Here is a 12,837-nt window from a genome sequence, read left to right as displayed (position 1 = left end):
AAGGGCGCAGAAGATGTCCGAACACCGCAAATCATTTCGTATCAAGATCAGTCACCACAGCTTCGGCGAATGCCTGGGCCAGACGCGTAACCTGTCGACGACAGGCGTCTACGTCAAGCATCCGGGTCTGTCGACCTTGCCCAAGGGCGCGGTGGTGTACGGTCAGGTGCAGGACTTACCCACAAGCGCGCCGCGGGTGCGCATGGAAGTGGTGCTGGTGGATGCAGAGGGCATTGGCCTGCGCTACCTCTGATCAGTGAGCCTGACGCTCAAGCTTCTTCAGAAACACGGTCATTTCCTTTTCGGCCTGCTTGTCGCCATGGGCGCGAGCGGCTTCCAGGCCCTGTTCCCACGCCTGACGCGCGGACGCGAAATCCTTCAGCCCCAGATGGGCCTTGCCCAATAGCTTCCAGGCCGCTGAATACTTCGGATCAAATTCGACACAACGCTGGAAATGCTCAGCGGCCTTGGCGTATTCCCCAAGGTCCAGATAACCCTTGCCCAGCCCGAAGCGCAGCAATGAGTTATCCATACCCTTGGCGAGCATTTTTTCCAGGGATTCGAGCATCGGGCAACACCTTCGTTTATGTGTGGAGTTCGAAATTGCCTTCGCGGGCAAGCCTCGCTCCTACGGTTTTGGGTCATTCGCCAATTATGTGTACGACTCGGACCTGTAGGAGCGAGGCTTGCCCGCGAAGAGGCCCTCGGATCAGAAAAAGCTCAGTCCCACATGAAACAGCTTTTCCACATCCCGAATATGCTTTTTATCCACAAGGAACAGAATCACATGGTCGCCCGCCGCGATAACGGTGTCGTCGTGGGCAATGATCACTTCTTCGTCACGGATGATCGCGCCAATCGTGGTTCCCGGTGGCAGGCCAATGTTCTCAATGGCCTTGCCGATGACCTTGCTCGACTTCGCGTCACCGTGGGCAATCGCCTCGATGGCTTCCGCCGCGCCCCGACGCAATGAGTGCACACTGACAATATCGCCACGGCGCACGTGGGCCAGCAAAGTACCGATGGTCGCCAATTGCGGGCTGATAGCGATGTCGATGTCGCCGCCCTGGATCAGGTCGACGTAGGCCGGGTTGTTGATGATGGTCATCACCTTCTTCGCACCCAGGCGCTTGGCCAGTAGCGACGACATGATGTTGGCTTCGTCGTCGTTGGTCAGGGCCAGGAAAAGGTCAGCGTCGGCGATGTTCTCTTCCATCAGCAAGTCGCGGTCGGAGGCACTGCCCTGCAACACCACGGTGCTGTCGAGGGTGTCCGAGAGATGACGGCAGCGGGCCGGGTTCATCTCGATGATCTTCACTTGGTAACGGCTTTCGATGGCCTCGGCCAGACGCTCACCGATCTGCCCGCCGCCCGCGATGACGATGCGTTTGTAGCTCTCATCGAGGCGGCGCATTTCGCTCATCACGGCGCGAATATTCGCCTTGGCGGCGATGAAAAAGACTTCGTCGTCTGCCTCGATCACCGTATCGCCCTGCGGCAGGATCGGCCGATCACGACGGAAAATCGCCGCCACACGGGTTTCGACATTTGGCATGTGTTCACGCAACTGACGCAGTTGCTGACCCACCAGCGGGCCGCCGTAGTACGCCTTGACCGCCACCAATTGGGCTTTGCCTTCGGCGAAATCGATCACCTGCAAGGCGCCCGGATGCTGGATCAGGCGCTTGATGTAATTGGTGACCACTTGCTCCGGGCTGATCAGCACGTCCACCGGAATCGCGTCATTGTCGAACAGCTCGGAGCGAGTCAGGTAGGCGGCTTCACGCACCCGGGCGATTTTGGTCGGGGTGTGGAACAGGGTGTGGGCAACCTGGCAGGCAACCATGTTGGTTTCGTCGCTGTTGGTCACCGCCACCAGCATGTCGGCGTCGTCCGCGCCGGCCTGACGCAGCACCGTCGGCAGCGAACCGCGGCCCTGCACGGTGCGGATGTCCAGCCGATCGCCGAGGTCGCGCAGGCGTTCGCCGTCGGTGTCGACCACGGTGATGTCGTTGGCCTCGCTGGCCAAGTGTTCTGCCAGCGAACCGCCGACCTGCCCTGCGCCGAGGATGATGATTTTCATCCAGTCACTCCCTTAAAACCCATTAACCGCGCGCGGCGGCGATCTTGATCAGCTTGGCGTAGTAGAACCCGTCGTGGCCGCCTTCCTGGGCCAGCAGTTGGCGACCGTGAGGTTGCTTGATACCGGCTTGAGTGGCGAGGTCCAGTTCACGGGCGCCCGGCGTGCGAGCGAGGAAGGCTTCGATGACTTCGGTGTTCTCGGTCGGCAGCGTGGAGCAGGTGGCGTAAAGCAGGATGCCGCCGACCTCCAACGTTATCCACATGGCATCGAGCAGTTCGCCCTGGAGCACCGCGAGTGCGGCGATGTCGTCGGGTTGGCGAGTCAGCTTGATGTCCGGGTGACGACGAATCACCCCGGTGGCCGAGCACGGCGCGTCCAGCAGAATGCGCTGGAACGGTTTGCCGTCCCACCAGGTGGCGGTGTCGCGGCCGTCGGCGGCGATCAGTTCGGCGCTCAGGCCCAGGCGTGCGAGGTTTTCCCGCACTCGCACCAGACGCTTGGCTTCCAGGTCCACCGCGACCACGCCGGCGAGTGCCGGCTCGGCTTCAAGGATGTGGCAGGTCTTGCCGCCCGGTGCGCAGCAGGCGTCCAGCACCCGTTGGCCCGGAGCCAGGTCGAGCAGATCGGCGGCCAGTTGCGCGGCTTCGTCCTGCACGCTGATCCAGCCTTCGGCAAAACCCGGCAAGCTGCGCACATCGGCGGCGGCGTCGAGAATGATGCCGTCCTGACTGTAAACGCATGGCGTGGCGGCGATGCCGGCGTCGGTCAGCAATCCGAGGTAAGCACCGCGGCTGTGATGACGACGGTTGACCCGCAGGATCATCGGCGGATGCGCGTTGTTCGCCGCGCAAATGGCTTCCCACTGTTCCGGCCAGAAGGCTTTCAGGGATTTTTGCAGCCAGCGCGGGTGGGCAGTGCGCACCACTGGATCGTGTTCCAGTTCGGCCAGCAGCGCTTCGCTTTCGCGCTGGGCGCGGCGCAGCACGGCGTTGAGCAAGGCCTTGGCCCAGGGCTTTTTCAGCTTGTCGGCGCAACCCACGGTTTCACCGATGGCGGCATGGGCTGGAACCCGTGTGTAGAGCAATTGGTAGAGACCGACCAGCAACAGCGCTTCGACATCGGCGTCGGCTGCCTTGAACGGCTTCTGCAGCAACTTGGCCGCCAGCGCCGACAAACGTGGCTGCCAGCGCGCGGTACCGAACGCCAGGTCCTGGGTGAAGCCGCGATCGCGGTCTTCAACCTTGTCCATTTGTGTCGGCAGGGAACTGTTGAGTGAGGCTTTTCCGTTAAGAACAGCAGCAAGTGCCTTGGCGGCGGCCAGACGTGGATTCATTGAGCGCCCGCCGCTTGCCCGAGAACGGTGCCGACGGCGAATTTCTCACGACGGCTGTTGAACAAGTCGCTGAAGTTCAGCGCCTTGCCGCCGGGCAATTGCAGACGAGTCAGACACAGGGCTTGCTCACCGCACGCGACGATCAACCCATCCTTGCTGGCACTGAGGATTTCACCGGGAGCGCCCTGCCCTTCAGCGAGGCTGGCGGCCAGCACCTTCAATGCTTCGCCATTCAGCGTGCTGTGGCAGATCGGCCATGGGTTGAAGGCTCGAACCAGGCGTTCCAGCTCAACCGCCGGACGACTCCAGTCGATGCGCGCTTCATCTTTGTTCAATTTGTGAGCATAAGTGGCAAGGCTGTCGTCCTGCACTTCGCCTACCAAAGTGCCCGCAGCGAGGCCGGCAATCGCCTGAATCACCGCTGGCGGGCCCATTTCCGCCAGACGGTCGTGGAGGCTGCCGCCGGTGTCTTCACCGGAGATCGGCGTGGTGACTTTCAGCAGCATCGGCCCGGTGTCGAGGCCCAGTTCCATGCGCATCACGGTCACGCCGCTTTCGCTGTCGCCCGCTTCGACGGCGCGCTGGATCGGCGCCGCACCGCGCCAGCGTGGCAACAGCGAGGCGTGGCTGTTGATGCAACCCAGGCGCGGAATATCCAGCACCACTTGCGGCAGGATCAGGCCGTAGGCGACCACCACCAGCAGGTCCGGCTTGAGCGCGGCCAGTTCAGCCTGAGCGTCTTCGTTGCGCAGGGTTGGCGGTTGCATCACAGGAATGTTGTTTTCCAGAGCCAACTGCTTGACCGGGCTTGGCATCAACTTTTGCCCGCGACCCGCCGGACGGTCCGGTTGGGTGTAGACCGCGACGATCTCGTAAGGGCTGTCGAGCAGGGCCTTGAGGTGTTCGGCGGCGAATTCCGGGGTGCCGGCAAAGACGATGCGCAGTGGCTCAGTCATTCAAAAGGTCTCGCAAAAGAAAAAGGCTTGCCGCAGCAAGCCTTTGAAAGGAGGGCATCAAGCGTTCTGGCGATGGAGCTTTTCCAGTTTCTTCTTGATTCGGTCGCGTTTGAGATTGGACAGGTAGTCGACGAACAATTTGCCATTCAGGTGGTCGCATTCATGCTGGATGCACACGGCGAGCAGTCCTTCGGCGATCAGTTCGTAAGGCTGGCCGTCGCGGTCCTGGGCCTTGATTTTGACCTTCTGTGGGCGATCGACGTTTTCGTAGAAGCCCGGCACCGAGAGGCAGCCTTCCTGATATTGCTCCATCTCGTCGGTCAGGGTTTCGAACTCGGGGTTGATGAACACCCGTGGTTCGCTGCGGTCTTCGGAGAGGTCCATCACGACGATACGTTTGTGCACGTTGACCTGGGTCGCGGCGAGGCCGATGCCTGGCGCTTCATACATTGTTTCAAACATGTCATCGACCAACTGACGCACTTCGTCGTCCACTACAGCCACAGGTTTGGCGATAGTGCGCAGGCGCGAATCGGGGAATTCGAGGATGTCTAAAATGGCCATAAGCTTAATTGCTGCACGTTTGAGGTAATGTCGGGTCGATGGCCTGGCGGGTCCGAAGATGCAGGCTACCGTTGTAAAACGTAGCTTCCTTCTCTTTTTGGTTAAGAGTCGGGAGCGAGCCACGAGGGCTCTGGCGTTCTACGCGAATGCACATAATAAAGGGATTCACCGCATGAGGAAATCACTACTCGCCTTGCTCCTTCTGGCCTCGGCCGGTTTGGCGCACGGGCAAGTGCAACTCAAGGAAGGTTTTCCACAGCAATACACCGTGGTATCGGGTGACACACTCTGGGACATATCGGGAAAATACCTCCAAGAGCCGTGGAAGTGGCCGGAGCTCTGGCAAGCCAATCCACAGATCGAAAACCCCAATCTCATCTATCCCGGGGATTCGTTGACGCTGGTCTACGTCAATGGCCAGCCGCGCCTGACCCTCAATCGCGGCGCTTCCCGGGGCACCATCAAGCTTTCGCCACGGGTGCGCAGCTCGGCGGTGGCCGATGCGATTCCGAGCATTCCGCTGCGATCAATCAACAGTTTTCTGCTGAGCAACCGCATCGTCGACAAAGTCGAGGATTTCGACAAGGCGCCCTACATCGTCGCCGGAGATGCCGAACGCGTACTCAGCGGCACGGGTGACCGCATCTTCGCCCGTGGCCATTTCGACCCGAACCAGCCGGTCTACGGCATCTTCCGTCAAGGCAAGGTCTATACCGACCCCGAGACCAAGGAGTTCCTGGGGATCAATGCCGACGACATCGGCGGCGGCGAGATAGTCGCCACTGAAGGCGATGTCGCCACCCTCGCCCTGCAACGCACTACCCAGGAGGTTCGACTCGGTGACCGCTTGTTCAGCGGTGAAGAACGATCCATCAACTCGACCTTCATGCCCAGTGCACCGAAAACGCCTGTCTCGGGCTTGATCATCGATGTGCCGCGCGGGGTGACCCAGATTGGCGCGATGGACGTGGTCACGCTGAACAAGGGCCAGCGTGATGGCCTGGCCGAAGGCAATGTGTTGGTGGTGATGAAAACCGGCGAAACCGTGCGTGACCGGATCACCGGTCAGCCACTGAAAATCCCCGATGAGCGTGCCGGTCTGCTGATGGTATTCCGCACCTACGACAAGCTCAGCTACGGGCTGGTGCTCTACGCCTCGCGCTCGTTGGCGGTGCTGGACAAGGTGCGAAATCCATAAGCAGCCTCCACAAGTTACCAACAGAGTTATCCACAGCTTATTCCCGTTTGAACGGGGCTCATAACGATCAAGGATGATCCATGTCGCTGTCTGCTTTTGCACCGGTTTCCCCTGCGGAACTGGAAGCTCGTTTACGTTTGCATCGCCTGCCAGAACTCGGGCCAGCACGTTTCAAGAAATTGCTTGAGGCCTTCGGCTCGGCGTCCAAGGCGATCAGCGCGCCGGCCAGTGCCTGGCGCTCGCTGGGTTTACCCCTCGCTTGCGCAGAGGCCAGGCGCTCGAGTGAAATCCGTGATGGCGCGAGCCATGCATTGGCCTGGTTAGAGCGTCCGGGCCAGCATTTACTGATGTGGGACCAGCCTGAGTACCCCGCGTTGCTGGCGGAAATCAGTGATGCGCCGCCGCTGTTATTCGTGGCGGGCGATCCCGGCATTCTGGAAAAACCGCAGTTGGCGATGGTCGGCAGCCGTCGCGCTTCGCGGCCGGGTATGGACACTGCTGCCGCATTTTCCCGCAGTTTGGCCGGCGCCGGTTTTGTCATTACCAGCGGTCTGGCGCTGGGCATCGATGCCGCCGCGCATCAAGCCGCTTTGGACGTGGGCGGGCGAACGGTCGGTGTACTTGGCACGGGACTTGAAAAGTTTTATCCACAGCGCAATCGACGGCTCGCAGACGCGATGATCGCCTCGGGCAGCGCAGTGCTTTCGGAGTTCCCGCTGGACGCGGGGCCGACCGCCAGTAACTTCCCCCGGCGCAATCGGATCATCAGCGGTTTATCCCTGGGCGTGCTGGTGGTCGAGGCGAGTGTCGCCAGCGGTTCACTGATCACCGCGAGGCTGGCGGCGGAACAAGGACGCGAGGTGTATGCGATTCCAGGGTCGATCCACCACCCTGGTGCAAAGGGTTGTCATCAGCTGATCCGCGACGGTGCAGTGCTGGTGGAAACCATCGAGCATATCCTCGAAGCGTTGCGCGGCTGGCAGCAGTTGCCGTTATCCACAGCGACACCCGCGGTGACACATCCGTTGCTCATGCTGCTGCATGCCGCGCCGCACACCAGTGAAGCGTTGTCCGCCACCAGCGGCTGGGCCTTGCCGAAAGTGCTGGCGGCACTGACGGAACTGGAAATGGACGGCCGGGCGGTCTGCGAAAGCGGGCGCTGGTTTGCACGGGTGAGCTAGGTTTTATAAGGAAGATCGGTAAACTGCGCAGAGCCTTATTCCGGAGAGTTTTTCATGGTTAACAGTTGGCGTGTGCAACAAGCCGCACGAGCCATTCGCGCAGGCGCGGTGATTGCCTACCCAACCGAAGCCGTCTGGGGCCTGGGTTGCGACCCGTGGGACGAAGAAGCGGTCTATCGTCTGCTGGCGATCAAGGGGCGGTCGGTGGAAAAAGGGTTGATTCTGGTGGCCGACAACATTCGCCAGTTCGACTTCCTCTTCGAAGACTTTCCTGAATTGTGGATGGATCGCATGGCCAGCACCTGGCCAGGGCCGAACACCTGGCTGGTGCCGCATCAGAATATGTTGCCGCAGTGGATTACCGGCGTGCATGAAACGGTGGCGCTGCGGGTCAGCGATCACCCGTTGGTGCGGGATTTGTGCGCGGTGGTCGGGCCGTTGGTTTCAACGTCGGCCAACCCGCAGGGCCAACCGGCGGCGCGGACGCGGATTCGCGTCGAGCAGTATTTCCGTGGGCAGGTGGATTACGTGTTGGGCGGGAATCTGGGTGGGCGCAAGAATCCGAGCGTGATTCGCGATGTGGCGACGGGCAACGTCATCCGCCCGGATTAAGACCGAGGTGCGGCTATTCGCGAGCAAGCCCGCTCCCACAGTTGACCGAGTTTCCTCAGAGGAATGAGGTTAAATGTGGGAGCGGGTTTGCTCGCGAAGGCGTCCTCAAGGCAACAAAACAGTCGAACCCGTCGTGCGCCGCGCCGACAACTCGGTCTGCGCCTTCGCTGCATCAGCCAGTGGATACCGCTGGCTGATGTCCACCTTCAGCTTGCCACTGATGATCATCTCGAACAGCTCATCCGCCATACGTTGCAGGTTCTCGGCGTTGTTGGCGTAAGTCGCGAGCGTAGGCCGGGTCACGTACAACGAACCCTTCGCCGACAGAATGCCCAGGTTCACCCCGTCTACCGCGCCCGACGCATTGCCGAAGCTCACCACCAGACCGCGAGGCGCCGTGCTATCAAGCGAAGTCAGCCACGTGTCCTTGCCCACGCCGTCGTACACCACCGGGACTTTTTTCCCGTCAGTCAATTCCAGTACGCGCTGTGCGACGTTTTCATGGCTGTAGTCGATGGTCGCCCAAGCGCCGTTGGCCTTGGCCAGTGCGGCTTTCTCCGGTGAGCTGACCGTACCGATCAACTTCACGCCCAAGGCCTTGGCCCATTGGCAAGCCAGGGAACCGACGCCACCCGCAGCAGCGTGAAACAGGATGGTTTCGCCACCCTTGAGTTCATAGGTCTGACGCAGCAGGTACTGCACGGTCAGGCCCTTGAGCATTACGCCAGCGGCCTGTTCGAAGCTGATCGCGTCCGGCAGAAGGACCAGATTGGCCTCCGGTAACACGTGAATATCGCTGTAAGCGCCCAATGGACCGCTGCCATACGCCACGCGATCACCCACTTTGAACCGGGTGACTTGACTGCCCACCGCCTCGACCACGCCCGCGCCTTCCGAGCCCAGGCCGGATGGCAGGGCTGGCGGCGCATAGAGGCCGCTGCGGTAATAGGTGTCGATGAAATTCAGGCCGATGGCCTTGTTGGTCACGCGAACCTGCTGCGGACCGGGCTCGGCGGGTTGGTAGTCAACATACTCGAGCACTTCGGGGCCGCCATGAGCGCGGAACTGGATACGCTTAGCCATCAGAACTCTCCTTAGGTCTTGGCTACTGGAGTTGTAGCGCGAAGCTCCCTATCGAACTCCCATGCTTGATCTTCGTCAACTGCGGCAGGCCCATCTGCAATGTTATGCTACGCGCCCATTTGCGCCGGCCCTGCTCCCATGGAGCGCCGCGTAGCTTTGCCCGATTCAAGGTGATGACATGACGACCCGCACCGAGGCCGTAAAAGCCTACCTGCTCGACCTGCAAGACCGCATTTGCGCGGCCCTCGAAGCTGAAGACGGCGGCACGCAGTTCGTCGAAGACGCCTGGACCCGACCTGCCGGCGGTGGCGGTCGCACCCGGGTGATCGAAAACGGCGCGGTTATCGAAAAGGGCGGCGTCAACTTTTCCCACGTCTTCGGCAGCGGTCTCCCACCCTCCGCCAGCGCTCATCGGCCAGAACTAGCCGGCCGTGGCTTTGAAGCGCTTGGCGTGTCTTTGGTTATTCACCCGCACAACCCGTATGTGCCGACGTCCCACGCCAACGTACGCTTCTTCATCGCTGAAAAAGAAGGCGAAGAACCGGTCTGGTGGTTCGGCGGTGGCTTCGACCTGACCCCTTATTACGGCAATGAAGAAGACTGCGTGCACTGGCACCGCGTCGCCGAGCAAGCCTGCGCGCCGTTCGGTCCGGACGTTTACTCGCGCTACAAGGCCTGGTGTGACAGCTACTTCCACATCAAGCATCGCCACGAGCCGCGCGGTATCGGCGGCCTGTTCTTCGATGACTTGAACGAGTGGGACTTCGACACCAGCTTCGCCTTCATGCGCGCCATCGGTGATGCGTTCATCGACGCCTACCTGCCGATCGTGCAGCGCCGCAAAAATGATGCGTTTACCGCTAAACAGCGTGAATTCCAGGAATTCCGCCGTGGGCGCTACGTTGAATTCAACCTGGTCTACGACCGCGGTACGCTGTTCGGTCTGCAATCGGGCGGGCGTACCGAGTCGATCCTGATGTCTCTACCGCCGCAAGTACGCTGGAGCTACGACTGGAAAGCCGAGCCGGGCAGCGAAGAAGCACGGCTGACCGAGTACTTCCTGCAAGACCGCGATTGGTTGGCCAAGGCCTGAACGAGGAATCCTGATGGACCGTTACGTCGTATTCGGTAACCCGATTGGCCACAGCAAGTCGCCGCTGATCCACCGTCTGTTCGCCGAGCAGACGGCTCAAAAACTCGACTACAGCACGTTGCTGGCGCCCCTCGACGATTTTTCCACCTGCGCCCGGACGTTTTTCCTCGAAGGTCGCGGGGCGAACGTGACGGTGCCATTCAAGGAAGAGGCCTATCGTCTGGCGAACAGTCTGACGGCGCGGGCGCAGCGGGCTGGTGCGGTGAACACGTTGAGCAAACTGGCCGATGGCAGCCTGCTGGGCGATAACACCGATGGTGCCGGACTGGTGCGAGACCTGACGGTTAACGCCGGTTTCAGCCTCAAGGGCAAACGCATCCTGCTGCTCGGTGCTGGCGGCGCGGTGCGCGGTGCGCTGGAGCCGTTGCTGGCCGAGCAACCCGCCTCGGTGATCATCGCCAACCGCACGGTGGAAAAAGCCGAATTGCTGGCGGAATTGTTCGCAGACCTGGGGCCGGTGTCGGCCAGTGGTTTCGATTGGTTGAAGGAGTCGGTGGACCTGATCATCAACGCGACGTCCGCCAGTCTGTCAGGGGATGTACCGCCGATTGCCAGCAGTTTGATCGAGCCGGGCAAAACGGTGTGCTACGACATGATGTACGGCAAGGAGCCGACGTCGTTCTGCCGTTGGGCCAGTGAACATGGCGCGGCGGTGTCGATGGATGGTTTGGGGATGCTCGCTGAACAAGCGGCAGAAGCCTTCTTCCTATGGCGCGGGGTGCGCCCGGATACGGCGCCGGTGCTCGCCGAACTTCGCCGGCAGTTGGCCCTTTAAAAGCTTCGCGAGCAAGCCCGCTCCCACATTGGTTTTGTGAACGCCACAGATCTAATGTGGGAGCGGGCTTGCTCGCGAATGGCCGCGACACCGATTTCGGATCAGTCCTCAAACCGGATCGGGCACTTCTCCGCCCCTTCCAGTTTCCTCAACTCTTCCACCACCTGCGGCCGTGCCCGTCGCAGGGTCAGGCTGCGATTCTGGCGCAATAGCCGTCGCGCTTCCTGATGCAGCATCTCCACGCCTGAATAGTCGATGAAGTTGATCTGCTGCGCTTCGATCACCACGCGCGCGCCGTGCATCCGCTGCAGGCGTACTTGCAGGTAATGGCTGGCGCCAAAAAAGATCGAACCGCCAACCCGCAAAATGTCTTCATCCCCATCCCGCCAATGCTGGACCCGCGGTTGCGAGGTGCGTTTGAGGTAGAAGAACAGCGAAGCCAGCACCCCGGCGTAGATCGCGGTCTGCAATTCCAGCAGCAGCGTGGCGACACAGGTCAGCGCCATGACCAGGAACTCGGCGCGGCTGACCCGCAATAACGCGCGAATGCCGCGATGATCCACCAGCCCCCAGGCGATCAACAAAATGCTGCCGGCCATGGCCGGGATCGGAATGTGCGCGATCAAATTCGCGCCGAAGATGGCGAATAGTGCCACCCACAATGCCGAAAAAACGCCGGCCATCGGCGAACAGGCACCCGCTTCGTAGCTCAGGCCCGAGCGGGTGAAGGAACCGGCTGACAGCGAGCCGGAAAAAAACGCTCCGACCATGTTCGATAAACCCTGGGCGCGGACCTCTTGGTTGGCGTCGAGCAACTGCTGGGAGCGGGCCGACAAGGATCGGGCAATCGACAAGCTGGTGACCAGCCCGAGCATGCCCACTGCCACCGCGCTGGGTAGCAAGCGCAGAATCAGGTCCAGATCCAGCGGCAGCGGACTGAAGGGCGGCAGCCGCCCGACAAACGCGCTGACCAACCTCACATGGCCGAACATCGATGGCCAGAGCCAGACCAGCAATCCGCTCAGCGCCAGGGTCATCAACAGCGTTGGCCAACGCGGCAGGAGCAATTTCAGGATCACGCCCACGACGACTGTCGCCAGGCCTAGCATTAGCGACGGTTTATCCACTTCGCCGAGATGACTGAAGAGCATCATCAAACTGTTCAGCGCTGTTGCCTGGTTGGGCAACTCCAGCCCCAACAGATTCGGCAGTTGGCCGATGGCAATCACCACCGCCGCGCCAAGGGTGAAACCCAGCACCACCGAGTGCGAGACGAAATTCACCAAGGCGCCGAAGCGCAGCAAACCGAGCAGCCACTGGAAAATGCCGGCAAGCAGTGTCAGCAACAGGATCAGGGTGACGTAGTCCTCTGACGCCGGAACGGCCAGCGGACTGACGCTGGCGTACAAGACAATGGAAATCGCCGCCGTAGGACCGCAGATCAGGTGCCACGAAGAACCCCAGAGACAGGCGATCAGCACCGGGATAATCGCCGCGTACAGACCGTATTCAGGTGGGAGACCGGCGATCAGCGCGTAGGCAATGGATTGCGGCAACGCGAGAATCGCACCGCTAAGGCCGACGATCAGGTCACGACCGACGCTGGCGCGGGTTTGCCGGGGCATCCAGCTGAGGAAGGGGAAGAGCGAATGGCGGCTTGGGAAGGCCATGGGTCCTCTCGGGTGGGGGTTTGGGCAAGGGTAGCAGGGTGTGAGGGGTGTCAGATGAATCCACCCCTCACCCTAACCCTCTCCCCAGAGGGTAGAGGGGACTGACCGAGGTGATGGCAAGAAATCCTGCGACCTGTAGTGGTCAACTAATCCCGGACACGACGTTAAGTTTTTCCTCGGCCTGCGCTGGTGCCAACCCATCGTTGAATTGATGAGGCCGAATCCAGTT

The 12,837-nt window shown here is 61.1% G+C and carries 13 protein-coding genes; 6 read left to right on the top strand and 7 right to left on the bottom strand.

From position 1 onward, the window contains the following. Positions 1 to 13 precede the first annotated feature (13 nt). On the top strand, positions 14 to 253 hold the full coding sequence (locus tag QF010_RS12085; protein WP_033059710.1) for a PilZ domain-containing protein: 240 nt from the start codon (positions 14 to 16) through the stop codon (positions 251 to 253). On the opposite strand, the gene QF010_RS12080 is transcribed toward QF010_RS12085, so the two are convergent. The 5 genes from QF010_RS12080 to def form a co-directional block, all read right to left on the bottom strand. Further along, positions 254 to 568 (bottom strand): tetratricopeptide repeat protein, encoded by a 315-nt coding sequence (locus QF010_RS12080; RefSeq protein WP_429533191.1) that lies wholly within the window; start codon positions 566 to 568, stop codon positions 254 to 256. It abuts the gene before it with no gap. Between the two features lie 141 nt (positions 569 to 709). Then, entirely contained in the window at positions 710 to 2,083 is a 1,374-nt protein-coding gene (gene trkA / locus QF010_RS12075) for a Trk system potassium transporter TrkA (protein WP_033059713.1), read from the bottom strand. Between the two features lie 22 nt (positions 2,084 to 2,105). Next, on the bottom strand, positions 2,106 to 3,416 hold the full coding sequence (gene rsmB, locus QF010_RS12070) for a 16S rRNA (cytosine(967)-C(5))-methyltransferase RsmB (RefSeq protein ID WP_033059715.1): 1,311 nt from the start codon (positions 3,414 to 3,416) through the stop codon (positions 2,106 to 2,108). Continuing rightward, entirely contained in the window at positions 3,413 to 4,372 is a 960-nt protein-coding gene (gene fmt, locus QF010_RS12065; RefSeq protein ID WP_429533190.1) for a methionyl-tRNA formyltransferase, read from the bottom strand. Before fmt ends, rsmB begins: the two co-directional genes overlap by 4 nt. Before the next feature lie 57 nt (positions 4,373 to 4,429). Beyond that, positions 4,430 to 4,936, bottom strand: a complete 507-nt coding sequence (gene def, locus QF010_RS12060; protein WP_033059720.1) for a peptide deformylase — start codon at positions 4,934 to 4,936, stop codon at positions 4,430 to 4,432. Between the two features lie 172 nt (positions 4,937 to 5,108). On the opposite strand from def, the gene QF010_RS12055 reads away from it, so the two are divergent. From QF010_RS12055 to tsaC, 3 genes are all read left to right on the top strand, one after another. Next, on the top strand, positions 5,109 to 6,134 hold the full coding sequence (locus QF010_RS12055) for a LysM peptidoglycan-binding domain-containing protein (protein WP_033059722.1): 1,026 nt from the start codon (positions 5,109 to 5,111) through the stop codon (positions 6,132 to 6,134). An 80-nt stretch (positions 6,135 to 6,214) separates the two neighbouring features. After that, entirely contained in the window at positions 6,215 to 7,315 is a 1,101-nt protein-coding gene (gene dprA, locus QF010_RS12050; RefSeq protein ID WP_429533189.1) for a DNA-processing protein DprA, read from the top strand. A gap of 54 nt (positions 7,316 to 7,369) precedes the next feature. Then, entirely contained in the window at positions 7,370 to 7,927 is a 558-nt protein-coding gene (gene tsaC / locus QF010_RS12045) for an L-threonylcarbamoyladenylate synthase type 1 TsaC (RefSeq protein WP_033059726.1), read from the top strand. A gap of 105 nt (positions 7,928 to 8,032) precedes the next feature. Here tsaC and QF010_RS12040 read toward each other — a convergent pair whose 3' ends face one another. After that, positions 8,033 to 9,010 carry an NADPH:quinone reductase gene (locus QF010_RS12040; protein ID WP_429533188.1) on the bottom strand — a complete coding sequence of 326 codons (978 nt, stop codon included), beginning with the start codon at positions 9,008 to 9,010 and terminating at the stop codon, positions 8,033 to 8,035. A gap of 178 nt (positions 9,011 to 9,188) precedes the next feature. On the opposite strand from QF010_RS12040, the gene hemF reads away from it, so the two are divergent. Beyond that, entirely contained in the window at positions 9,189 to 10,103 is a 915-nt protein-coding gene (hemF, locus tag QF010_RS12035; protein WP_033059730.1) for an oxygen-dependent coproporphyrinogen oxidase, read from the top strand. Positions 10,104 to 10,116: 13 nt separating this feature from the next. Next, a complete protein-coding gene (gene aroE, locus QF010_RS12030) occupies positions 10,117 to 10,938 on the top strand; it encodes a shikimate dehydrogenase (protein ID WP_033059731.1) in 822 nt (273 codons plus the stop codon). Between the two features lie 101 nt (positions 10,939 to 11,039). On the opposite strand, the gene QF010_RS12025 is transcribed toward aroE, so the two are convergent. Further along, the gene (locus tag QF010_RS12025; RefSeq protein WP_033059733.1) at positions 11,040 to 12,608 is read right to left on the bottom strand and encodes a SulP family inorganic anion transporter; all 1,569 of its coding nucleotides are present in this window, start codon (positions 12,606 to 12,608) and stop codon (positions 11,040 to 11,042) included. Positions 12,609 to 12,837 lie beyond the last annotated feature (229 nt).

The sequence above is a fragment of the Pseudomonas silensiensis genome, assembly GCF_050434865.1.
In the GTDB taxonomy this organism is placed as follows: domain Bacteria; phylum Pseudomonadota; class Gammaproteobacteria; order Pseudomonadales; family Pseudomonadaceae; genus Aquipseudomonas; species Aquipseudomonas fluorescens_W.
This window is presented reverse-complemented; position numbering and strand designations above follow the sequence as displayed.

Coding starts and splice junctions, on each gene's coding strand:
- QF010_RS12085 (WP_033059710.1), top strand. CDS start 14: ATGTCCGAACACCGCAAATCATTTCGTATCAAGATCAGTCACCACAGC.
- QF010_RS12080 (WP_429533191.1), bottom strand. CDS start 568: ATGCTCGAATCCCTGGAAAAAATGCTCGCCAAGGGTATGGATAACTCA.
- trkA (WP_033059713.1), bottom strand. CDS start 2,083: ATGAAAATCATCATCCTCGGCGCAGGGCAGGTCGGCGGTTCGCTGGCA.
- rsmB (WP_033059715.1), bottom strand. CDS start 3,416: ATGAATCCACGTCTGGCCGCCGCCAAGGCACTTGCTGCTGTTCTTAAC.
- fmt (WP_429533190.1), bottom strand. CDS start 4,372: ATGACTGAGCCACTGCGCATCGTCTTTGCCGGCACCCCGGAATTCGCC.
- def (WP_033059720.1), bottom strand. CDS start 4,936: ATGGCCATTTTAGACATCCTCGAATTCCCCGATTCGCGCCTGCGCACT.
- QF010_RS12055 (WP_033059722.1), top strand. CDS start 5,109: ATGAGGAAATCACTACTCGCCTTGCTCCTTCTGGCCTCGGCCGGTTTG.
- dprA (WP_429533189.1), top strand. CDS start 6,215: ATGTCGCTGTCTGCTTTTGCACCGGTTTCCCCTGCGGAACTGGAAGCT.
- tsaC (WP_033059726.1), top strand. CDS start 7,370: ATGGTTAACAGTTGGCGTGTGCAACAAGCCGCACGAGCCATTCGCGCA.
- QF010_RS12040 (WP_429533188.1), bottom strand. CDS start 9,010: ATGGCTAAGCGTATCCAGTTCCGCGCTCATGGCGGCCCCGAAGTGCTC.
- hemF (WP_033059730.1), top strand. CDS start 9,189: ATGACGACCCGCACCGAGGCCGTAAAAGCCTACCTGCTCGACCTGCAA.
- aroE (WP_033059731.1), top strand. CDS start 10,117: ATGGACCGTTACGTCGTATTCGGTAACCCGATTGGCCACAGCAAGTCG.
- QF010_RS12025 (WP_033059733.1), bottom strand. CDS start 12,608: ATGGCCTTCCCAAGCCGCCATTCGCTCTTCCCCTTCCTCAGCTGGATG.